Annotated in this window: 21 protein-coding genes; 11 read left to right on the forward strand and 10 right to left on the reverse strand. The window is 63.4% G+C overall.

What is annotated here, in order from left to right:
* The first annotated feature begins 18 nt into the window (after window positions 1-18).
* From GLL_RS17910 to GLL_RS17925, 4 genes are read left to right on the forward strand one after another with little or no spacing between them, the layout of a single operon-like run.
* Window positions 19-960: an ABC transporter ATP-binding protein gene (locus tag GLL_RS17910; RefSeq protein ID WP_011143461.1), complete on the forward strand. Its 942-nt coding sequence runs from the start codon at window positions 19-21 to the stop codon at window positions 958-960.
* Complete coding sequence (locus GLL_RS17915) at window positions 957-2,168, forward strand: ABC transporter permease (protein WP_011143462.1); 1,212 nt, start codon at window positions 957-959, stop codon at window positions 2,166-2,168. The genes GLL_RS17910 and GLL_RS17915 overlap by 4 nt, the downstream gene beginning before the upstream one ends.
* A gap of 58 nt (window positions 2,169-2,226) precedes the next feature.
* Window positions 2,227-2,526, forward strand: a complete 300-nt coding sequence (locus GLL_RS17920) for a DUF1778 domain-containing protein (protein ID WP_231848252.1) — start codon at window positions 2,227-2,229, stop codon at window positions 2,524-2,526.
* A gap of 8 nt (window positions 2,527-2,534) precedes the next feature.
* Window positions 2,535-3,065, forward strand: coding sequence for a GNAT family N-acetyltransferase (locus GLL_RS17925; protein ID WP_011143464.1), 531 nt, complete (start codon window positions 2,535-2,537; stop codon window positions 3,063-3,065).
* 317 nt (window positions 3,066-3,382) lie between these two features.
* On the opposite strand, the gene GLL_RS17930 is transcribed toward GLL_RS17925, so the two are convergent.
* Window positions 3,383-3,568, reverse strand: coding sequence for a CPXCG motif-containing cysteine-rich protein (locus tag GLL_RS17930; RefSeq protein WP_011143465.1), 186 nt, complete (start codon window positions 3,566-3,568; stop codon window positions 3,383-3,385).
* A 19-nt stretch (window positions 3,569-3,587) separates the two neighbouring features.
* Complete coding sequence (locus GLL_RS17935; protein WP_011143466.1) at window positions 3,588-4,508, reverse strand: class I SAM-dependent methyltransferase; 921 nt, start codon at window positions 4,506-4,508, stop codon at window positions 3,588-3,590.
* Window positions 4,509-4,666: 158 nt separating this feature from the next.
* Here GLL_RS17935 and GLL_RS17940 point away from each other — a divergent pair, with 158 nt between their 5' ends.
* Window positions 4,667-5,272, forward strand: coding sequence for a class I SAM-dependent methyltransferase (locus GLL_RS17940; RefSeq protein WP_011143467.1), 606 nt, complete (start codon window positions 4,667-4,669; stop codon window positions 5,270-5,272).
* Window positions 5,273-5,278: 6 nt separating this feature from the next.
* Here GLL_RS17940 and GLL_RS17945 read toward each other — a convergent pair whose 3' ends face one another.
* Entirely contained in the window at window positions 5,279-6,601 is a 1,323-nt protein-coding gene (locus GLL_RS17945; protein WP_011143468.1) for an LCP family protein, read from the reverse strand.
* A gap of 87 nt (window positions 6,602-6,688) precedes the next feature.
* Here GLL_RS17945 and GLL_RS17950 point away from each other — a divergent pair, with 87 nt between their 5' ends.
* Window positions 6,689-7,630, forward strand: a complete 942-nt coding sequence (locus GLL_RS17950; protein ID WP_011143469.1) for a nucleotidyltransferase family protein — start codon at window positions 6,689-6,691, stop codon at window positions 7,628-7,630.
* Here GLL_RS17950 and GLL_RS17955 read toward each other — a convergent pair.
* Entirely contained in the window at window positions 7,603-7,896 is a 294-nt protein-coding gene (locus GLL_RS17955) for a hypothetical protein (RefSeq protein WP_164929302.1), read from the reverse strand. The genes GLL_RS17950 and GLL_RS17955 overlap by 28 nt on opposite strands.
* 129 nt (window positions 7,897-8,025) lie before the next feature.
* On the opposite strand from GLL_RS17955, the gene GLL_RS17960 reads away from it, so the two are divergent.
* Window positions 8,026-9,906: an ARC6/PARC6 family protein gene (locus tag GLL_RS17960; RefSeq protein WP_011143470.1), complete on the forward strand. Its 1,881-nt coding sequence runs from the start codon at window positions 8,026-8,028 to the stop codon at window positions 9,904-9,906.
* A 211-nt stretch (window positions 9,907-10,117) separates the two neighbouring features.
* A complete protein-coding gene (locus tag GLL_RS17965) occupies window positions 10,118-11,989 on the forward strand; it encodes an aminopeptidase P family protein (RefSeq protein ID WP_197530039.1) in 1,872 nt (623 codons plus the stop codon).
* Here the strand turns inward: GLL_RS17965 and GLL_RS17970 are convergent.
* Both GLL_RS17970 and GLL_RS17975 read right to left on the reverse strand, forming a co-directional pair.
* Complete coding sequence (locus GLL_RS17970) at window positions 11,972-13,300, reverse strand: tail fiber domain-containing protein (RefSeq protein WP_011143472.1); 1,329 nt, start codon at window positions 13,298-13,300, stop codon at window positions 11,972-11,974. The two genes, GLL_RS17965 and GLL_RS17970, sit on opposite strands and share 18 nt — an antisense overlap.
* A gap of 284 nt (window positions 13,301-13,584) precedes the next feature.
* A complete protein-coding gene (locus tag GLL_RS17975) occupies window positions 13,585-14,271 on the reverse strand; it encodes an SDR family oxidoreductase (RefSeq protein ID WP_011143473.1) in 687 nt (228 codons plus the stop codon).
* A 332-nt stretch (window positions 14,272-14,603) separates the two neighbouring features.
* Between GLL_RS17975 and GLL_RS17980 the strand changes: the two genes are divergently transcribed.
* Window positions 14,604-15,536: an alpha/beta hydrolase family esterase gene (locus GLL_RS17980; protein WP_011143474.1), complete on the forward strand. Its 933-nt coding sequence runs from the start codon at window positions 14,604-14,606 to the stop codon at window positions 15,534-15,536.
* 70 nt (window positions 15,537-15,606) lie between these two features.
* On the opposite strand, the gene GLL_RS17985 is transcribed toward GLL_RS17980, so the two are convergent.
* Complete coding sequence (locus GLL_RS17985) at window positions 15,607-16,089, reverse strand: Dps family protein (RefSeq protein WP_011143475.1); 483 nt, start codon at window positions 16,087-16,089, stop codon at window positions 15,607-15,609.
* A gap of 232 nt (window positions 16,090-16,321) precedes the next feature.
* Window positions 16,322-17,725: an aminotransferase class I/II-fold pyridoxal phosphate-dependent enzyme gene (locus GLL_RS17990; RefSeq protein ID WP_011143476.1), complete on the reverse strand. Its 1,404-nt coding sequence runs from the start codon at window positions 17,723-17,725 to the stop codon at window positions 16,322-16,324.
* 96 nt (window positions 17,726-17,821) lie between these two features.
* On the opposite strand from GLL_RS17990, the gene rimP reads away from it, so the two are divergent.
* Together rimP and nusA are read left to right on the forward strand one after the other, a co-directional pair.
* Window positions 17,822-18,292 carry a ribosome maturation factor RimP gene (gene rimP / locus GLL_RS17995; RefSeq protein ID WP_164929303.1) on the forward strand — a complete coding sequence of 157 codons (471 nt, stop codon included), beginning with the start codon at window positions 17,822-17,824 and terminating at the stop codon, window positions 18,290-18,292.
* Between the two features lie 33 nt (window positions 18,293-18,325).
* Window positions 18,326-19,477, forward strand: coding sequence for a transcription termination factor NusA (gene nusA, locus GLL_RS18000; protein ID WP_011143478.1), 1,152 nt, complete (start codon window positions 18,326-18,328; stop codon window positions 19,475-19,477).
* A gap of 32 nt (window positions 19,478-19,509) precedes the next feature.
* Here nusA and GLL_RS18005 read toward each other — a convergent pair whose 3' ends face one another.
* On the reverse strand, window positions 19,510-19,689 hold the full coding sequence (locus GLL_RS18005) for a hypothetical protein (RefSeq protein ID WP_164929304.1): 180 nt from the start codon (window positions 19,687-19,689) through the stop codon (window positions 19,510-19,512).
* A gap of 112 nt (window positions 19,690-19,801) precedes the next feature.
* Window positions 19,802-20,563, reverse strand: a complete 762-nt coding sequence (locus tag GLL_RS18010; protein ID WP_011143480.1) for a hypothetical protein — start codon at window positions 20,561-20,563, stop codon at window positions 19,802-19,804.
* Window positions 20,564-20,575 lie beyond the last annotated feature (12 nt).

A 20,575-nucleotide genomic window follows, 5' to 3' on the forward strand; every position in this document is an offset into this window, starting at 1 on the left:
ACCGCCTAAGATGGTCTGATGCTCCTCGATGCCTGTGACCTGCACAAGTCCTACGGTGAGCGGCAGGCGGTGGCCGGTCTGACGTTTCAGGTGGCGGCGGGCGAAATTTTTGGATTGCTCGGGCCGAACGGGGCCGGCAAATCGACCACCATCAAGATGCTCGCGGGGCTGGTGAGGCCGGATAGAGGGTCGGTCCGGGTGGCGGGTCTGGAGCTGGCCCGTTCGGCCTGCGAGGCGAAGCGCCTGGTGGGCATCGTGCCCCAGGAGTTGGCCGTCTATCCGGGGCTGAGCGCCCGCGACAATCTTGCTTTTTGGGGCGAACTTTACGGCCTGTCCGGCAGGCGTCTGGCGGAGCGCATCGGGGCGGTGCTCGAAGTGGTGGGCCTTGCCGAGCGCGGGCGCGAACCGGTCGAACGCTTCTCCGGCGGCATGCAGCGGCGGTTGAACCTGGCGATTGGCCTGATTCACGAGCCGCGCCTGCTGCTACTCGACGAACCGACCGTAGGGGTGGACCCCCAGAGCCGCAACCGCATCTTCGAGGGCATCGAACAACTGAGCCGCGCAGGGATGGCGATCGTCTACACCAGCCACTACCTGGAGGAAGTCGAACGCCTCTGCCGGCGCGTCGCGATCGTGGACGGCGGCCGGCTGGTTGCCGAGGGCACTCCGGCCCAGTTGCAATCGGGAGCGGGTCACGGTCTGGTGGTGCTCACGGTGCAGCAGCCGCTGGAGGAGACGGCCGGGGCGCTTGCCGCTCTGGCGGGGGTGGTTGGGGTACACCAGGAAGAAGGGAGCGGACGGGTGACAATCGCGGCGGAGCGCCCCCAGCAGGTGCTTGTAGCGGCGCTGGAAGTACTTGGCAAGGCGGAGATCGGCGTTTTGGGCGTGCAACTGATCGAATCGAGTCTGGAGGCGGTCTTTTTGCAACTGACCGGCCGTTCGCTCAGGGACGAATCATGAACACCCTGCGTCAGATCTGGGCGCTTACCTGGAAAGATCTGCGCCTGCTGGCAGGTGATCGCACGGCCATCGTCACCCTTTTCATCCTGCCGGCGCTGTTTTTGCTGGTGATGAGCCAGGCGCTCGCCGGGCTCTACAACCGCAGCCAGCTGCCGCGGGTAATCACCCTCAACGCCGATCGCGGAGTTGTGGCTGCGAAGATTCTGGGCAGGCTTTCCGGGTCGGTGCGCCTGGAGGCCGCCGCCGATCGCCCGGCGGCCGAGGCGCGCCTGAGAAGCCGCGAGGCGGCGGCGGCGGTCATCTTCGGCGAAGACTTCAGCCGTCTGGTCGAGGGTGGTGGGCAACCGAGCGTCGGTTTCATCGTCGATCCGGCCGCTCCGCGCGAGTTGCTCGCTCCTATTCAAGGGGCGATTCGGGGGGCGGCGGAGCGCACCCTGGCCGAGGTGGTGCTGCCCATTCGTCTGCGCGAGCGCGTCGATGACCTGGCCGCCCAGAGCCCGGACCCGCTGGTTTTTTTGCCGCTGGCGGGTGCCTTCGACAATTTGCAGGTGGGGGAAGTTGCGATCAAAGAGGAGTACCCGAGCGGCAGCGCTCCGCCCGCCCAGCGCCCCAGTAGTCTTCAGCAGAACGTCCCGGCCTGGACGATCTTCGGCATTTTCTTCATCGTGAACGCCCTGGCGCTTTCGATCTTGCGCGAGCGGCAGAGCGGCACCCTCACCCGCCTTGCGGCGGCACCTTTGCGTATTCCTGTGCTGCTTGCGGGCAAACTGCTGCCTTTCTATTTGATCAATCTCGTCCAGGCGGCTTTGATGTTTGCCCTGGGGATCTTCGGACTTGGGCTTGTGGTGGGGGCGCAGTGGCCGGCGCTCATCCTGGTCACCCTGGCCGTCGCGGCGGTGGCCACCAGCCTGGGGCTGCTCATCGCCACCCTCTTCGAGACGCCTGAGCAGTTGGGGGGGATCGCCAGTGTGCTGGTGGTCGTGCTCGCCGCCCTGGGGGGCATTTTGGTGCCTGGTTTCGTGATGCCCGAATTGATGCGTAAACTGGCCGCCCTCACCCCCCAGTACTGGGCCTTGGAAGGCTATCAAAACGTGCTGTTGCGCAACGAAGGCGTTGTCGGAGTCCTTCCGCAGGTGGGGGTGTTGCTGCTGTTCGCCATTGGGCTGTTTCTACTTGCCACCTGGCGACTTGGCCGCGCGCCTGTTTGAGTGTTGACGTCACCGGAGCCCGTGTATACATTGAATGCACAACGCCGATCGGCGGCATATGGGAAAAGCGATGGCGGCTTCAGACGGAAACCTTCGAGGGAAAGACGTGGTGATCAACTTGCGGGCCGAGCAGGGCCAGCGCGAGCTGATCGACCGGGCAGCGAAGGTGCTCGGTAAAAACCGCTCCGATTTTATGATCGAGAGCGCCTTGCGCGCTGCCGAAACGGTTTTGCTCGATCGGGTGTTTTTTGATCTGGACGAAGCCTCTTACGCACGGTTCGTGGAGGCATTGGAGAGTCCCCCGGCTGTGAATGCACGTTTGCTCGCCACCCTCACTGCTGAAGCTCCCTGGGAGTAGCCCGATGGGTGGTCCAAGTGGAATCCGTTAAGCCCAGTGCACCGGAATTATTGGCGGCGCATCACGAACTTGTCGGGTTCTGCTGCAAGGAATTGGCATTGAACGAATGGCTCGTAAAGCGTGCAAGGCAGAATCAAAACACGGGCGCTTCGCGCACTTTTGTCGTCTGCATTGGAGTTCGGGTTGTGGCTTATTACTGCCTGGCTATGGGCTCGGTCAGTTCGCACATCGCTCCGGGCAAAGTCCGTCGTAATATGCCGGATCCGATTCCCGTAGCAGTGATTGGTCGGCTTGCAGTGGACAAGAGCTATGAAGGGCAAGGGTACGGCAAGGGGTTGGTGAAAGACGCGGTGCAGCGGGTGATTCAGATGAGCCAGGTAATTGGGGTACGGGCGATCCTGGTGCATGCCGTCTCTGTCCAGGCCAAATCGTTTTACCTCAACCGTGGTTTCTTGGAGTCGCCCGTAGAAGCGATGACCTTGATGTTGCCGATGCAGGACGCGCTGCGAATCTACGCTGTTGCCTTCCGGCCATCCTGAAAATTGCTTCCGCGTCACCCTGGACAATTCCTTTGTTGGCTTGGCACGAGAGTCTGTGGGGCGAGAGGTGGAACCCCCTTCGGGTTCCCCTCTCGCGCTCTCCTCCTCCCCGCGTCGAGGGGCTGCCGGCCCCCCGACACCCCCCGGACTTCACGGCATGGTTGAGTACGAGCATTAGCGGGTGGGATGGGTTTATTCTTTCAGGGCCTGCACGACGCGTGTCGACTGCGGCGAAGGGGCCGGCCGGTCGTTGGGCTGCGGGTGGGTTGGGGAGTGAGGGGGCTGGGGTGAAGGTTGTGTTCCGATGGGCCGTAAGGCTATTCCACGTCCGCTTCGATCGATGGTCGCAGCGTCTTGCGCGAAATCTTGACCGTCAGAACGTTCGGGCGGCAGCAGACCTGGCAGTCTTCGGTATAAACCTGTCGCCAGCCCGCGCTTGAATCGACGAAGGTCTGATTCTCTTCGCCGCAGTAAGCGCAGCGGTACGATGCTGTTTGTTCCATGGAGACGATTGGGGGGCCTTTAGGCGGCGCGCCGGGCGATGAGGGTGCGGTGGCGGGGGGTGTTGCAGGTGAGGGTGGGCGGCTCGAAGCCGGCACCGGTAAGCGCTGCTTCGAGATCGAGGTCGAAGTATTCGCCAAGATAGGGCTCGGTGCTCTTGAGCAGGGTGAGCACGTACAGGGGCATTCGGGCGTAGATGGTCGAGCGGGGGTTCATGTCCATCACCGCCAGGGTGCCGCCGGGCCGCAGCAACCGGTGGGCTTCACCCAGGACCTGGTGGGTGGCCTGGGCGGGCAACTCGTGGAAGAGCAAGAAGGCGCAGACGAGATCGACGCTGTGATTCGGCAGGCCGGTTTGCTCGGCCGCTGCGTGTCGCCAGATGAGGGTCCGGCCGTCGCGGCCGGCCCGGTGGCGGGCGACGGCCAAAAAGTGCGGCGAGAGATCGAGGCCCGTCACCTGAGCCTCGGGATAGGCGGTTTGCAGGGCAAACGTACTCATCCCGACGGAGCAACCGATATCGAGGATGGTGTGGGGAGGCTCGGGTAGGTGGGCACTGAGAATATCGAGAAAACCTTGCCTGAGGCGCCTGTCGCCATCGGCACCGGCCTCGGGCCAGACGCGGGCGTGGGCGGCGTAGGCGGCGACCTCGACTTCTAAGGCCGCTTCCCAGCAGAGGTTGCCCTGCTCGTAAGCGTGAAAAGGCCGCCGGTAATATTCCGGGTAGAGCAGGGTGCGATTTTCGACCGCTTCGAGATCCGCCTGCCAGTCGCGCTCGCGCAGTGCCGCCACTCGGTCGTGCCAGGCCACCCCGACCGACTCCGCCCGCCGGATCATCATCCGGCGGGCCTGGTGCCGGGCCAGATGGAACAGCGGTCCGATGGCGAGCATGCCGCTCACCAGGCGGTCGACCAGGCGGGCGTTGACGGGAGTGGATGGGCTCATGCGGAAGCACTGTCAGGTGGTTCTACACACTACCAGAGACCCTCCGCAATGAAAACTTGCGCTGCGTCATCCGTTACCCTTGAATGGCCATCCCAGTAAGCTGGGGTGCGTGCTCCGCCTCTGTGCCAGCGTAGAAGGCAAACCCGTTTGAAAGCGCCGTGGAAGAAGAGGACCGGCTGCAGGCCAAGGCACACTATTTTGATCGCTGGGCAGGGCGCTACGACAGCTTTTGGACCTCGCTGCTGTACCGCTGGTGCCACCGGCGGTTACTTTCCTATGCCCAACCGGCTGCTGAAGTGCTCGATCTCGGCTGCGGCACCGGTCGGCTTTTAGGACTGCTGGCCGACCGCTGGAGCGAGATGCGGGGATTGGGGCTGGACGTCTCGGGTGGAATGATCGAGCAAGCGCGCTTGGGCAACCGTCACCCGGGAAGGCTCAATTTTTTGCAGGCCGGTGTGGCGCCCTTGTTCTTCGCAGACGGTCGCTTCGACGCCCTATTTTGTACCTTCAGCTTTCAGCACTACCCGCATCCCGAATGGGTACTGGCGGAAATCGGCCGGGTGCTCAGGCCGGGGGGGCGTTTTTACTGGGTCGAAGCGAGTGCCTTTGGGGGCACCGGCCGCGCGCAGGTGAACGTCACCCCCGGCGGCCTCAGGCTCTACAGCGCCGCTTGCCGCGCCCAGATGGCCCTGACGGCGGGCCTGGGCTGTGCGGCGCACCACCGACTCTTGGGGCCGGTGCTGCTTAGCGTCTTTGTCCGCTGAAGGTGCTTACTGGTAGGCGGTCTTGTTGGACTGCTGCTGCTCGAGGCGCTTCAGCCAGTCTTTGCCGATGCGCAGGGTGACATCGGTGTAGATCGAGCCGGTGGCCTCGACGCGCACCGCCCCGACTTTGAGGGCGTCGCTCACCAGTTGGGCCGCCTCGGCGTTGCCTTGCTGGGCGATGATCTCGGTGCGCCAGATAGGATCGGGGCGGTCGGCGGCGTAGTCGAGCACCTGGAAGCCCTGCTTCTGCAAAACCCGGCCCACCTGGCGGGCCATGCCGGGCACGCCGGTTGCATTTTGAACCGTGAGGCGCACCTGGCGCGGCTCCAAAGGCTCGTCCGCTTCGGCGCCTGCCTCGGCGGTCGCCCCAAAAAAGCGCACTCCCAGTTGGGAAGCCTTGTTGTGGTTGGGGATCCAGTAACTGATGTCGTACTCGCCCGGGCGGCTGAAGCGGCCAGGCATCAGCACCATCTGCAGATCGCGCTTCAGATCGATCTGGGTGGCGAATTTGGCCAGGTCAAAGATGTCCTCGATGGTGAGGTTGGTGTCGATGTTGGTCTGGACCGTTTCGAGGATGGCGCCGATTTTGAGCAAATTCTCGGGCCGGACCGCCCGCTCGCCAAGGGAGCGCAACAGCGCCTGCTGGCGCTGCACCCGGCCGATATCCCCCAGTTCGTCTGAGCGAAAGCGCAGGTACTGCTGGGCCTGAAAACCGCTCAGGGTGTGCCAGCCCTGGGGCAGGTCGATATAGAGGTGCTGGGAGTCGTCGCTGTATTTCATCCGCTTGGGGATGTAGACGGTCACCCCGCCCAACACGTCGATGAGCTGCACCACCCCCTGGGGGTTGATGCGCACGTAGCGGTTGATTTCGGCCCCCGTCAATTCGCCGATCGCCCGGGCCGCGAGGGCCGGACCGCCGTAGACGTTGGCGACGTTGATCTTGTGCGCGCCGAAACCCGGGATGTCGGTGCGCGTGTCGCGGGGGACCGACAGCACGTTCACTTTTTTTTGTTCCGGGTTGAAGTGGGCCAGCATGATCGTGTCGCTGCGCCCTTCAAAAGAATCGGTCGGTGGTCGAAAGCCGGTGGCGGTCGCTTTGCTCGAAGCGACGATATCGGTACCCAGCAGCAAAATATTCAAGTTCTGGCCCAGGTTCGCCCGTTCGAACAGGGCGTTCGCTTCGCGGTAGCGGTCGTTCTCGAAGGGCTTGCTCAGCCAAAGGGTCATCCCTCCAACCACCCCCAGGAAGGTCAACACAGCCGCCACGCCCAGAAGTATCCAGCTGTTCCATGCGGTGCGGGCGGGGTTGGGTTGGGTGGTTTTGCTCACTCAAGGCCTCGTCGAGAACATTGACGTTGACATCGTTGCAAATTATATCGCAAGGTAAATTCCGAATCGCATCCGGAGCGACAAACAATGCAAGCGGTAATTGTGGCCGGGGGCAAAGGAACGCGCCTGCGACCTTTGACCTATCGAACGCCTAAACCGATGCTGCCCATCTTCGAGCGGCCCTTCCTGTGCCTGCTGGTGGAGCGCTGCCGGGCGGCAGGAATCGTCGACATCTTGATGAACGTGCATTATCAGGCAGGACAAATTCAGGATTACTTCGGCGACGGCGGCGCCTTTGGTGTGCGCATCCGCTACAGTGTCGAGCAGAATCCACTGGATACCGCCGGGGCGGTGAAGCTGGCCGAGCCCTATTTCACCGGCGCGCCGCTGGTGGTCTTCAACGCCGATATCCTTACCGATCTGGACTTGACGGCTCTGGTCGCAGCGCACCGCCAGGCCGGGGCGGCGGCCACCCTCGCCCTCACCCGCGTCCTCGACCCGACCGCCTTCGGATTGGTGCAATTGACCGACCACAACCAGGTGGCGGCCTTTCGCGAGAAACCGACCGCCGAGGAAGCGGCCCGGCTGGGCATCGACACCATCAACGCCGGCACCTACGTACTCGATCCGCGCATCTTTGCCGATGTGCCTGCCCAAACCCCCTGGAGCTTCGAGCGCCAGTTGTTTCCGAACTTGCTCGCTCAGCGGCAGAAGGTGCTGGGCTTCGTCTCGGACACCTACTGGCTCGACATCGGCAACCCGGCCAAGTACTGGCAGGCCCACCTCGATATCTTGAGCGGCCGGATGCCCCTCCCCCTTCCGGCGCAGCAGATCGCCCCGGGGATCTGGGTGGCCGAAGGAGCCGCGGTCGATGCGGCCGCCCGGCTCGAAGCACCCTGCTACATCGGCGGGTGCTGCTGTGTCGGCCCTGAAGCGGCGATTGCCCCCGGCACGGTGCTGGGCAGTGCCTCGCTGGTCAATCGGCCCCTGAGCCCCGGCATCTACCCGCCCGGGACGATGGTGCCGTAGCTGAAGCGCATCAGCAGGTGGGCCATCGATCCGGCCAGCACACAACTGGTTCCTCCCAAAATTTTCCACGGCCGGCTCAACTCCGAAAACGGATTGATCCGGTTGAAGGCCAGCCACAGCGGCGAATCGATCGCCTGCAAATAGGCCTCCAGCACCATCAAAATGCCCACGCCGGTGATCAGAGACTGAATCGCCAGTGCCAGACTGACCAGGGCGGCGAGCATCACGGTGTAGACCATCGGCAGTGCGGTGAATGGGGCTGCCATCCAGTATAGGCGCTAAGCATTTATGCTGATTCAATCGGTCTGTCAATTGTTTTCAACAGAAGATGTTTGCCTCCGCACATTTGCTAGATATGGGGTTATTCTTTTTGGCAAGAGGTCTTTTTGCGCGCCATGGATTCTGCCTCATCCCTCTCCCTGCCGCTGAGCTACTACCAGATTCTCGGAGTGCCCCCCCAGTGCACTTACGAGCAGGTGGAGCCTGCTTTTGCCGATCGCTTGGCCCAGGCGCCCAGACGCGAATTTTCAGCGGCGGTGCGCTCCGCCCGCGAGCACTGGCTGCGCGAAGCGTGCACAGCGCTGGGCGATCCCGTCCGACGCGAGCTGTACCATCGCGAGGGCAAACAAGGATTGCTTCTCGACAGCAGCCACGCGGCGGTGGGGCTGCTGTTTCTGTACGAACTGGGCGAATACCAAACGCTGATCGAGCGCCAACGGGAAGCTCTAGCGGTAGCGGATCAGCCGGATACCCGGCTGGTGCTCGCCCTCGCCCACCAGGCCCTGGCCCAGGAAGCTTACCGCCAGGGCAATCTCACCCTGGCCCACCTCGAAGTTGAGGAAGCTTTGGAGATTTTGCGCGGCGGCGATTGCCTGAAGCCGGTCCAGCAGGAGTTGCAGACTCTGCTCAAGCGCTGGCGGCCCGAGCGGATCTTGCAGCTGTTGGCGGGAGCGGCCGACCCCCCGTCCCCCCAGCGCCAGGAAGGCATGGCCCTGCTCGCGGCCCTGCTTGCGGAGCGCGAGGGCATCGAAGGCGACGGCAACGATCAATCGGGCCTCAGCCGCGAGGAATTTGTGCAGTTTTTGCAGTATCTGCGCCTGCGGCTGACGGTGGCCGAGCAGCAAGAATTGTTCGAGCGCGAAGCGGCCCGCCCGTCGCCCGCCGCCCAGTACCTGGCCGCCCAGGCGCAACTGGCCTGCGGATTCACTGAAGGCTCGCCCCAGTGCGTGCGCCGCGCCAGGGGGCACCTCATCAAGCTCGTTCAGCGCCAGGACGTCAATCTGGAACTGGCCGTGTGCGCCCTGCTGTTGGGCCAGGTCGAAGAAGCCCAGAAGAACATCGAGCGCTCGGCGGAGGAGCAGGCGGTCGATTACATCAAAAACCTGTCCCAAGATTCGCCCGACCTGCTGCCGGGGCTCTGCCGCTATACCGACCTGTGGCTGGCCGAGGAGGTCTTTCCAGGTTTTCGCGACCGGCGCTCGGGCACCTATACCCTGAAGGCTTACTTTGCCCATCCCGAGGTCCGGGCCTTCCTCGATGACCCGCAACCGGCGCCGGCTCCTGCCCCGGAACCGCGACCGGCCCGCGTGATTGCGTCCGGCGCGTCGTCGGGCACCATCGAACCCGGCCGCCTGCTGACGCCGGTGGGGGCCGAGGCCCGCCGCCGCCGCGCCAATCTGCTCTCGCCCCAGGCCTGGTCGGTGGCCGCTGCCCTGGTCGCAATTTTCCTGCTCGGCAGCGGCTGGCTGCTCACCCAGCGCCAGAGCCGGCCGGAGCCTGCACCGGCGGCCAGACCCGTCGCTCCTCCGGTGCAGGCTCCCGCTCCAATCGCCGCCGCCCCGGCCCCGCCGCAGGCCGCCGCTCCCACCGCGACGGCTGCCGGCGACAACCAGCCTCCCACCGACGCGCAAATCGCCGCCATGCTCAAAAACTGGCAAACGGCCAAGCAGCAGGCCCTCGGTCCCGAGCACCGCACCGCCCAGATGCAGACGATGCTCACAGGCTCCCCCCAGCGCGTCTGGCAACAAAAAGTCGAGCAGAGCCGCCAGGCGGGCGAGTACTGGAAGTTCAGCCTCAAAGATCTCAAAATCGAGCAGGTGGCCGACCGCCGCCCCGACCGGGTGGCGGTGACGGCGCAGGTCACCGAGGTCGCCAATCTCTACACCGACAATCAGCTGCGGCCCTCGCGCTCCTACGACCGCCCCTACCGGGTGCGTTACTCCCTGGTCAAAGCCCCTGCCGGCTGGCGGATCGAGGAGATGAAAGTGTTGCTTTAAGGGGTTTTCTTGAGCTGGTTTTGCAGTACGAGGGTCATCAGGCCGAGACCGATGAAAAGACCAATAAAAAGATAGATAAATATCGGAAAAGAGATCATGTGACCGGGGGTATCGCTGAACATTGGCGGTCTGTCGGTGACTATCGTTTCAGTATTGCACAGCACCGGCTTGCGTTAGTTTGGGGAAAATGCTCCCGCGAGGATCTCTTTCTGTGGCTCCGCTCGATACTGTCCGCTCCGACGGCGCCGCCCGAGTGCGTGAACGCCTCGCCTGCCTGCGCCGGTTGCTGGCGGACCGGCAACTGGACGGCTATCTGGTCAACTCTACCGACGAGCATTTGAGTGAATACCTGCCCGAGGCCCGCGCCCGGCGCGCCTGGCTGAGCGGATTTACCGGTTCGGCGGGGGAGGTGCTGGTGGGGCTTGAGCAGAGCTGGCTTTTTGTCGATTCGCGCTACTGGGAGCAGGCGGACCAACAGGTCGATGGGCAGGCCATGGGCGTGTGCAAACTGGGACTGGCAGGTCACAAGGGGCCCATCCAGACGCTCAAAGATCTAGGCCAGCTCCGCCGCGCCTCAGGGACGCCCTTTCGCCTGGGCCTTGACCCGCTGGCGATTGCCGTCGAGCAGTGGCGCACTTTCGAGCGCCAGTTGCGGCCGGTGGGGGTCGAAGTGGTGGCGGTGGCGGGCAACCTGGTCGATCGGGTGCGCGCCGAACTGGAGGGCGGATTGCCCTCGCTCTGGTCCGAGCGGCCCGTTTTTGCGGTGAGCGAAGCGGTGGCGGGCCAGTCCGCCGTCCAAAAGCTCGCGGCGGTGCGCGCGGAGATCGAGCGCGCCGGGGCGACGGTGCTGCCTGTCACCCGGCTCGATCAGGTGGCCTGGCTGTTGAACTTGCGCGGCTGGGATGTACCCTTCAACCCCGTGTTCATCGCCTACGCCGTCGTCACCCGCACCGAGAGCTATCTGTTTACCGCCCCCGAGCGGCTGGACGGCGGGGTGCGCGCCGCCCTGCCCGCGGAAGTGAACATCTTGCCCTACGAGGCTTACGGCGAGACCCTGGCCCGCCTGACCGCCGACGGCACCGCCGCGGTGCTGGTCGACATTCGCCAGACGACCATGGGCACCCTCGGTGGGCTGGGCGGGGCGGCGGTGGTCGAGGCGGACCATCCGATCGAAAAACTCAAAGCCCACAAAAACACGGCCGAGATCGCAAGCATGCAGCGGGCCAACCTGCAGGCGAGCCGGGCCAAGACCCGGGCCTTGGGCGAGGTGATGCGCCGCTTCGCAGCGGGCGAGACGGTGAGCGAACAAGACGCAGCCGAGGCAGTCGAGCGGTATTACCGAGAGGAACCGGACTTCCAGGGCCTGAGCTTCACCCCGATTGCAGGCATCGGCGCCCACAGCTCGATCGTCCACTACAGCACCCCGGACCCTGGCTCTGCGATGACCCCGGGCGCGCTGCTGTTGCTCGATTCGGGCGCCCAGTACACCGGCGGCACCACCGACGACACGCGCACCGTCGTCGCAGGCACCCCCGATCCTGAGCAGGTGCGCTGCTACACCGAGGTGCTCAAAGCCCAGATCAACTGCGCCGCGCAGCGCTTTCCGAAGGGGACCACCGGTGCCCAACTCGACGGCATCACCCGCGCCAGTCTCTGGTGCGCGGGTCTGGAGTACGGGCACGGCACCGGCCACGGCGTGGGAGCGTTCTTGAGCGTCCACGAAGGCCCGGTCGGCCTCAACAAGTGCGCCCGCGAGGAGTTGCAGCCCGGGATGGTGACCAGCATCGAACCGGGCTACTACCGGCCGGGCTGGGGCGGTATCCGCATCGAGAACCTGTACGTCGTGCGCGAAGTGGAGAATGCCGACGGCATCGTCTGGTACGGCTTTGAGCCGCTGACGTTCATCCCCTTCGACGCGCGGCTTGTCGATCTAGGTCGCCTCGACGATCGCCAGCGCGCGTGGCTCGCCCACTACAACCGCACAGTTTACGAACGCCTCTCCCCGGATCTGGATCTTGAGGAGGTGCGATGGTTGGCGCAGCAGTGCCGCTTTGGGCTCGAAAGCTCAGCGGTTGCCCAGTAGACGCACCGCCGCAGCGGCCGGTACAGGGCTTTGGGCCGAAAAGCGCACCTGCTCGTTTTGCAGCACCGCCATCTGCTGCTGCATCGCCTTCAGCTCGCTGCGCAACTGGCCGATGAGCGCCTGTTGCTCGCGCATCAGGGTGGAAAGCCCCTGGATGGCCGCCAGGGCCACTCCCTGGGCATCGGCGGTGTTGATCGTCTTCTCGTCGCCGCCGACGCCGAAGGCGGCATGAAAATCCTGGGCGGTGGGGCCGATGCGGGGGGTCTGGCGGCTGTCGCCTTTCATCGTCCAGCCTGCGACGGTGAGCCCATCGAGTTGCCGGAGGACGGCTTTGGGGTCGATGGGGCGAAAGTTTTCTTTTTGGGCGCGATCCGAGGTGCACGACCAGCCGGATCCCCCTGCGAAATAGCAGGTGCCGCCGCCGTCGGCGCCGCCGGAGAAATGGGCTGCATGGCCGCTGCTGCTGCTTGCGACCACGCCGTAGCCGCCGCTGCTCGCACCGGAAAGGCCCGCGCCCTCTGCTTCGGTGCTTTCGCCCACCACCCCGGTGGCGCCTTTGCCGTAGACGCCGACGCCGTCTTCACGAAGGGCACTGCCGTACACACCCGTGTAGTCGCCCGAACCGACCACGCCGTACGGGCCGCTACCGACCACGCCCGCGTAGCTTCCCAGGGTGGTGGCGTAACCCTGAACGCCTACGTAACCGCCCTGCCCCTGCACCCCGACGCCGTAACCGTCAAAATCCGGGGCGTGGATGCCCTGGATGGCCGGGGTGTCGTCGGCTGCTTTGCTGTGGGTGACGCTCAGGGCCACGCCGCTGCCGCCGGTCTTGACGACGAGGGCGCTGTTGGTGCTGGCGGGGTTGGTAATTTCGAAGTACCCGGCCGGACCGGTGCCGGTGTTGTAAGAAGAGACCGTGCCCCCGGCGCTGTTGGAGGTGCCGAAGATCGCCGCTTTGCGGCTGGAGGATTTGTTGATGGTCACACTCAGACCCTTGCCCGTGCCTTTTTGGGTCATGGTGAAAAGCGCCGTCGGATCGTTGACGGTGCCGCTCAGGGTGACCGGGGCTGAAAGCGTCTGTGCTTCGCTCAGCGCCGGCATATCGATAAACTCCATAGAAGCCGTCTCACCGATTCGCGGGCTGGACTCGGCCGTGCCGCCGCCCGCCGGGGGGACGGTCAGCTTTTGCAACCGCTCAAGCGCTTCCTGGTGCCGAGCGTCGGTTGAAGCGGGCTGCCCCGGTGCGGCATGGACCGTACCGGGAAGGGAGCACATCAACAGAAACGATAGACACATAGCTTTGCAATTCATGTCCTCTGCACCCAAAGCAACTCTGTTTAAAGAGTAAGCCTGGAGTAAGACATTTATGTAAAATTTCTGTCGGTTTCATCCTTGGCGATTAAGCGTAAATGATTCTAACGGAAAATCGCTCGAAGGCAGCAATTGTTGTCACTTATTGCGGAAAATCAATCTCTTCCTCAAATCGGCTCGTATCGAATCCGGTTAAACAGGCTGGACGAAGACACCAGGTATCGGGTGTCGGGGATAGCTTATTGGTATCTAATCGAAGGATAGCGATACGAACGAAACCGAAATCAGGAAGCCCTCAGGCGCGATCCCGCTGACGGCAAGGCCGCAAACAGCGGTGCGAGCGAAGGTTGGGCCGCTCCGGGACCGGCCACAATCTCGACAATTTTGTACTCCGATTCGGCGCTGCCCAGGGCTTCGACGCAGACGCGGGCGACATCGGCGCGGTCGATCGTGCCTTCGAAGAGCGTGTCGGCCGGTCGCACGACGATCTCAGCCCCGCCCGCCCCGTCTCGCAATCCCCCCGGCCGGACGATCGTAAAGTTGAGGCCGCTGTCGAGGAGATAGTCCTCGGCCCGCTTCTTCCAAAAGAGCACCCCCCCGAACAAATTGAGCGGATGAATCAGCCGCGAGACGCACAGCGACGAGACAAGGATGAGTCGCCCTACCCCCGCCCGGCGCGCTGCGTAGACCAGGTTGCGGGTGCCCTCGTAATCAACCTGCTGGGCGCCGTTGGCCCCGAAGCCCGTGCGGGTGCCGGTGGCGCAGAAGATCGTCTCGACGCCGTTCAGGGCCGGGCCGAGCGAATCGGTCTTGAGCACGTCGCCTTCGACCACCTCGGTGCCGTCGCCGAATACCTCGCGGGCCTTGGCGCGGGAGCGGGCCAGGACCCGGGGGGCCATCGACTGGGCGCGCAATTTTTTGACAATCTGCTGACCGGTCTGACCGGTGGCTCCGACAACCAGGATGGACATGGCACCTACAAGCGCTCTGCAAGAGATCTTAGTCTGCGGGCGGCTCTGCGTAACCGTCCGGGGGAGATAACGGCGAGATGCGGGGGCGACACGCGCATAAAGCGCGCCGGCCCTGCGCTAAGGATCCATGAGGTTGCGAACCGCCGAGGCTTCCAAAGCGTACTCTCCGGTAGAGACCTTCATCTTCCCCGCTGCCCAAAATAGGGGCCGCAGCCTGTATTTTCGACAACCTACCGCCGACTTCGGCCAAATCGACCGTCTAGACGGGCAAATTTTGCCCCGGCAGCCGCAGACTGGCGGCTGCCGATGCCAACGCTTATTGAGGAAAATCCATGGCAACGATTCTTGGAACACCCTTCCCGGTTCAGGGATTTACCAACCGGGTCTATTTCCTGGCGATCCCCGAACTCATACCTGCTTCTCCGATGCCGCTATTGCTGTTCCAGCACGGCTCGGGTGCCGCCGCCACCGACTTTCTGATTTCCGACAAGCAACTCGATCAATTCGCCGACGCCAACGGCTGCCTGGTGGTGGCTCCCGCCGGGGGCATCCCCGACACCCGCTTTCACCCCCAGGGTAAGACCTGGGATCACTACAAACTCATTGGCGGCGTCGACAAAGGCACCCACAAGGAAGTCGCCTTTCTCGGCGCCCTGCTTGACACGGTGAAGACCAACTTTTCGATCGACATCAACCGCCTGTACGCAATGGGGCACTCCGCCGGCACTGCGATGACCAGCACGCTCATGGGCGCGGGCCTTGCAAAACGCTTCGCCGGGTTCGGCCACCTGAAGGGTCTTTCTCCCCACGGCGAGCCGCCCATCCCCGGCCAGACGCCTCCGGGAGAAGAGTTGCAGGACTACCGCAACCACGACCCGGACGGGTTTATCGCCACGGTGGTGATGCGCGGCAAACGCGAGAACCAGGACGTCTTCGGGCCGCCCCGCGATGTGCAGGACAGTTTCACGCGCGACTACTGGGTCTCCTTCAACGGCTGCACCCGCCAGGAGCCACCGGTATCCGAGACCGTCTCGGGCGTCGGCTACATCAAGACCCTCTTCACGGGCGGCAAAGCGCCGGTGTTCTTCGTAGAAGTGACTTCGCCCAACGACGTGGCGGAGCACTCGCTGACGCTGGAGCAGGTGCAGTACGCCTACGACCAACTAAAGCCCTTCAGCCTGGAAGGCCGTCCCGACCGCGCGGCGGACGTGGTCAGCGCCCAGGTGAGCGGGCAGGACGTGGTGACCAGCACCGTCCCGGGTTGAGGCCGGCCCCGACAAAAGCCAGGAGCCCCCGCACGGAGGCTCCTGGCAAATACAAGGCGATCAAACGCCGTTAGGAGACGAGGTTGTCGCCCTTTTTGAGCAGTTCCTTGAGGAACCAGCGGTGCTTCTGGTGCACCTGCACCAGGCGGGTATAGAGGTCGGCGGTGCCGATATCGCCCGCTTCGGCGGCCGCATCGGCGTCCTGGTGCATCTCGCCGATCACCAGTTCGTGGGCGGTGAGGGCCTCTTCGACCATCTCGCGCACCGACAGCTCGCCCTCGCTCGGCTTCACCGTCGCCGTGGGCAGGTAGCGGGCCGGATCGGCCACCGGCTTGCCGTCGATCATCAAGCTGCGCTCGGCCAGTTCGTCGATGGTGGCAAACACCTCGCCGCCCTGCTCCTCAAAGAGCAGGTGCATCTCGCGAAATAAGGGACCGAAGGTCAACCAGTGGTACTTCTTGTAGTTCAGATAGAGCACCAGGGCGTTTGCCTGCTCGCGGTTGAGCGCGGTGACAAGCTCCGTCTGCCGCGACTGCTTGAGCGTTGTGGTCATTTCTGCCTCCAAATTTGTTAATACGGGACTTGCCAGGAGAACAGGCCCATAACGGCCAGGGGCAATCCCCAACTGAGGACGCGCAGCCAGAAAGGGCTACGCCGAGTCCTGTATTCAAGATACGCGACCAGCGGCTCGCTGGGCACTCGGGGAAACAGCCCGAGGAATCGTCTGGCCATCGGCCCCCTCAGATTCTGTGGATCCTGTATTTAGACTAAGTCTAAATTAGGATTTAGTCAATAGTGACCCGGATGTGTCCGCGCCCGTCGATCCCGACTGTCTCGGCCCCAGTGTCAATGGCGGCGCCCAAATACTCGACGCTCTGGGCGGCAACCACTTCCCCCGGCAGCAGCACCGGCACTCCGGGCGGGTAGGTGCAGACATCGGCCGCACTGGTCAGTCCGGCTGCCGCGGCTAGGGGAACGCTCCGGTGGGAGCGGCCGAAAGCTTCGCGGGGTGAATAGCGCAGCTCCGGAAGCGGCGGTGGAAGCAGATCCGGCGGCGTTGCCCCGGTCGGTTGGGCCGTTGCCAGGGCCAGAAGGGATGCTTGCAGTTGCTCGCCGTCGAATTCGGTGTGGGCGCTATTGAGGATGAAGACCAGGTGGCGGTGGGTGGCCATCTCCGCACGCACCTGGGCGTTTTGCTCCAGCCAGGTCTCAGCGGCGTGACCGCTCCAGCCTTTCTCACCCACGTCGATGACCAGGCGGGTCGGATCGAAGCCAGGCGTTCCGTCGCCCCCGAGCACCGCGAAGGGCAGTTTGTGTCGCAGTCTATGGGCCATCTCCAGGATGTGCCCGAGCTGCTCGCGGCCGTGGCGGACCATGTGGGCGCGGGCCAGATCGAGCGAGGCCATCAGCAAGTAGCTCGGGCTGGTGGTTTGCAGAAGGTTCAGAGCCATCTCCACCCTGGCCGGGTCCACCAGGGTGCCCTGCTGGTGAAGGAGTGCCGCCTGGGTGAGGGCGGGCAGTGTCTTGTGGGCGGAATGGACGACCAAGTCCGCTCCCGCTGCGAGTGCGCACTCGGGCAAGTCCGGATGGAAGCGCAGATGGGCGCCGTGGGCGGCATCGACCAACAGCGCAATCCCTTTTGCGTGGGCGACCCTGGCGATGGCCCGCGTCTCGCCCACCGCCCCGAAGTACGTCGGGTGCACCGCCACCACCGCCCGGATGTCCGGGTGGACGGCCAGGGCGGCTTCCACCGTCGTCGCCGTCAGTCCGTGGGCCAACTGCCAGCGCCTGTCCCATACAGGTTGGACGAACACCGGCACCGCGCCGCTCAGCACCAGGGCGTGCACGATACTTTGGTGACAGTTTCTGGGCACGAGCACCTTCTGCCCCTGCCCGAGTGCCGCAAGCAGCATCGCCTGGATTCCGGCGGTCGCACCGTTGACCAGAAACCAACTGCGCTCGGCTCCCCAAACTGCCGCCGCGAGCCGTTGCGCGTGGGCGATCACCCCGGTGGGAGCGTGCAGGTTGTCGAGTCCTGCAAGTTCGGTCAGGTCCAGACGGCCCCAATCCGGCCAGTGTTTGAGGGCTGGCGGCAGGCCCGCCCCGCCGTTGTGGCCCGGGGTGTGAAAGCCCGTGCCCGAGGCTAGAGCGACGGCCCTCAGCGCATCCCAGAGCGGAGTGGTTTCCACGGCTTCCTTGGTCTTGTTGTGTGTGGCACACTATACTTAGTATCCTCAGCACACAGGGACTGGAGGAGTGGGTTCGAGGCCCACTTTTTTGATGGCATGAATCCCCGCGACATTGTCGAGCAGGTGACGGCCCTAGCCGAACCGGTCGCCGAACAACTGGGTTTGCAATTGGTGGCGGTCGCGTACCAGACCCACACCAAACCGGCCACCCTGCGCGTGGATATCCGCCATCCCACCGAAGGCACCGGGCTTGACGACTGCGAGAAGATGAGCCGCGCCCTCGAAGCGCTGCTTGACACCCGCGACGATCTCATCATCGGCGCTTACAATCTCGAAGTCTCCAGTCCCGGCGTCGAGCGGGTACTGACCACCGACCGCGAATTTATGGCCTTTCGGGGTTTCCCGGTGATGGTCAAGACCTTCGGTCCGGTGGACGGCAAAAAACAGTGGGAGGGCCGTTTGCTCGAGCGCGACGGTGAAAACGTCTACCTCACCATCGCCGGCCGGCGCGTCGCGCTGCCCCGCCCCCAGGTGGCGCGGGTGCAGCTGGTGCAGTCGCTCCCTTAGACCGACAACTACATAGCTTCAGGAGAGTCCAACGTGTCGATGATTCATTTGCCCGGCGTCAATCAACAGATTGAGACGATCAGCCGGCAGCGGAATTTACCCAAGCACGCCGTCAAAGAGGCGCTGATCGAGGCGCTCAAAAAAGGTTACGAGCGCTTTCGCAAGACCTACCGCGACCCGCGCGAAAATAGCGAAGAGATGGCCTTCGACAACTTCATCGTCGAACTCGACACCGACCGCGAGGGGTTTCGGGTGCTCGCCACCAAGACCATCGTCGAAACGGTGAGCGACACCGACCAGGAAATCGCCCTGATTGAGGTGCGCGAAGTGGCCCCGGACGCCGAACCCGGCGGCACGGTCGTCGTCGATGTCACCCCCGAAAAAGGTGACTTCGGCCGCATGGCCGCCATCCAGACCAAGCAGGTGCTCTCCCAAAAACTGCGCGACCAGCAGCGCAAGCTCATTCAAGAAGAGTTCCGCGAACTGGAAGGCACGGTATTGCAGGCCCGGGTGATGCGCTTCGAGGGTCGCTCGGTGATCTGTGCGGTCTCCAGCGGCTTCGGCCAGAACGAAGTGGAAGCGGAATTGCCCAAGAACGAGCAGCTCCCCAACGAGCCCTACCGGATCGGCTCGGCGTTTAAAGTCTTCCTGCGCAAAGTCTGGGAAGGTTCGCGCCGCGGCCCGCAGCTACTCGTCTCCCGCGCCGACGCCGGGCTGGTGGTGTACCTGTTCGCCAACGAAGTGCCCGAAATTGAAGATGAGATCGTCCGCATCGTGGCGGTCGCTCGCGAGGCGAACCCACCCTCGCGCACCGTCGGCCCGCGCACCAAGATCGCTGTCGATACGCTTGAGCGCGATGTGGATCCGGTGGGAGCCTGCATCGGGGCGCGCGGCTCGCGCATCCAGGCGGTCGTCAACGAACTGCGCGGCGAAAAAATCGACGTCATCCGCTGGTCCCCCGACCCGGCCACCTACATCTCCAACGCCCTCTCACCGGCGCGGGTGATCCAGGTGCGCCTGGTGGACCCGGACGCGCGCCAGGCCCACGTCATCGTCCCCGACGATCAGCTGTCGCTCGCCATCGGCAAAGAAGGCCAGAACGTCCGCCTCGCCGCCCGCCTCACCGGCTGGAAGATTGACATCAAAAAATCAAGCGAGTACAGCGCGGAAGCGGCATATTCCTAGCCTGTACCGTTGCTGCAGGCAGCGCTTCAGCTTTACTGCAGCAACGGCAACAACCCTTCCAACACAATTTGGGTAATTGTCGGCAGACCCGACAGATCACGCCCGGAGAGCATGCTCTGAACCGCTGGTCTGTTCACACCCCAGTGCCGACCCGTCAGGAAGCCGCTCAAGCCAATCGCCGTCAGCGCCCACATAGAAATGATCGACAGCATCTTCTCCGCAAGCACGCACCTTCCGCTGCAAGATACGCGAGGCGCTCAGGTTGTCCCTGAATCGCCCGCGGAGCCGGTCTTTGATTTGCTCGTGCTCGTGAGACATGGTTTCTTAGAGGATTTCTTCCATTTTATAGTCCTCATTCTGTAGCTCATCGCACAAATTGAGTACTTTATGAGCCACTGTGTGCTCCCAACTTTGTCCCATTGGGAGAAAACTGACAAGCAGACCGCGCTCTATTTTCCAGTGCTCCTGTAGATCTTGCCGCCACCGAATGAACTTTTCTCGCAAGTGTTGACCGCCCGTCCTGGTACATTGCACACAAAGGCCGCGGCTAGCGCTTCCGCAGGCGACGAGATCCGTAGACATTGACAAGTCCGCAAGGAGTCGTGTGATTGTATATCCTCCTTGCCACTCCACAGCCCTACAAAGCTTATCAATGATTTGAGCATCCTCGGGTTGAAAGCGATTGGATTTAAGCTTGTGCTTCCACCGTTGAAATTTTGGATCTCTTTCGGTAAACCAGGCCGGGAAGCACACCGTGATCCAATAACGCTCCGTGGGGTTGAGTTCTACTAAAAGCTCATTGAAGAAATCTTGGCCGATTTCGACCTTGGCTTCCTTAAGCAGCAGCCATTGCTGCGCATCAGTGACCAGTTCGGTCAAAAATAATAGTAGATATTTTTTGGAAACAATTTCGCCTGGCTTCAGGTCGCTTACCCAGGCACAGATCTCGCGGAGCCTCACTTCAAGGCGAGGCTCGTAGCGCTCGGCACAGCGAATAGCTTCGATTAGATCACGGAGAGCCTGCTCGGGAGGAAGATGGCTATGCTTGTTCATTAATAAATTGTTGCTCAAAAACTCTAGATCCACGGTCGAATCTCC

Source organism: Gloeobacter violaceus PCC 7421, from assembly GCF_000011385.1.
GTDB classification, from domain to species: domain Bacteria; phylum Cyanobacteriota; class Cyanobacteriia; order Gloeobacterales; family Gloeobacteraceae; genus Gloeobacter; species Gloeobacter violaceus.

What these genes read in the sequence shown, in the direction of transcription:
- GLL_RS17910 (WP_011143461.1), top strand. Translation starts at nt 19, where the DNA reads ATGCTCCTCGATGCCTGTGACCTGCACAAGTCCTACGGTGAGCGGCAG.
- GLL_RS17915 (WP_011143462.1), top strand. Translation starts at nt 957, where the DNA reads ATGAACACCCTGCGTCAGATCTGGGCGCTTACCTGGAAAGATCTGCGC.
- GLL_RS17920 (WP_231848252.1), top strand. Translation starts at nt 2,227, where the DNA reads ATGGGAAAAGCGATGGCGGCTTCAGACGGAAACCTTCGAGGGAAAGAC.
- GLL_RS17930 (WP_011143465.1), bottom strand. Translation starts at nt 3,568, where the DNA reads ATGGAACAAACAGCATCGTACCGCTGCGCTTACTGCGGCGAAGAGAAT.
- GLL_RS17935 (WP_011143466.1), bottom strand. Translation starts at nt 4,508, where the DNA reads ATGAGCCCATCCACTCCCGTCAACGCCCGCCTGGTCGACCGCCTGGTG.
- GLL_RS17950 (WP_011143469.1), top strand. Translation starts at nt 6,689, where the DNA reads ATGCAAGCGGTAATTGTGGCCGGGGGCAAAGGAACGCGCCTGCGACCT.
- GLL_RS17955 (WP_164929302.1), bottom strand. Translation starts at nt 7,896, where the DNA reads ATGGCAGCCCCATTCACCGCACTGCCGATGGTCTACACCGTGATGCTC.
- GLL_RS17960 (WP_011143470.1), top strand. Translation starts at nt 8,026, where the DNA reads ATGGATTCTGCCTCATCCCTCTCCCTGCCGCTGAGCTACTACCAGATT.
- GLL_RS17970 (WP_011143472.1), bottom strand. Translation starts at nt 13,300, where the DNA reads ATGAATTGCAAAGCTATGTGTCTATCGTTTCTGTTGATGTGCTCCCTT.
- GLL_RS17975 (WP_011143473.1), bottom strand. Translation starts at nt 14,271, where the DNA reads ATGTCCATCCTGGTTGTCGGAGCCACCGGTCAGACCGGTCAGCAGATT.
- GLL_RS17980 (WP_011143474.1), top strand. Translation starts at nt 14,604, where the DNA reads ATGGCAACGATTCTTGGAACACCCTTCCCGGTTCAGGGATTTACCAAC.
- GLL_RS17985 (WP_011143475.1), bottom strand. Translation starts at nt 16,089, where the DNA reads ATGACCACAACGCTCAAGCAGTCGCGGCAGACGGAGCTTGTCACCGCG.
- rimP (WP_164929303.1), top strand. Translation starts at nt 17,822, where the DNA reads ATGAATCCCCGCGACATTGTCGAGCAGGTGACGGCCCTAGCCGAACCG.
- GLL_RS18005 (WP_164929304.1), bottom strand. Translation starts at nt 19,689, where the DNA reads ATGCTGTCGATCATTTCTATGTGGGCGCTGACGGCGATTGGCTTGAGC.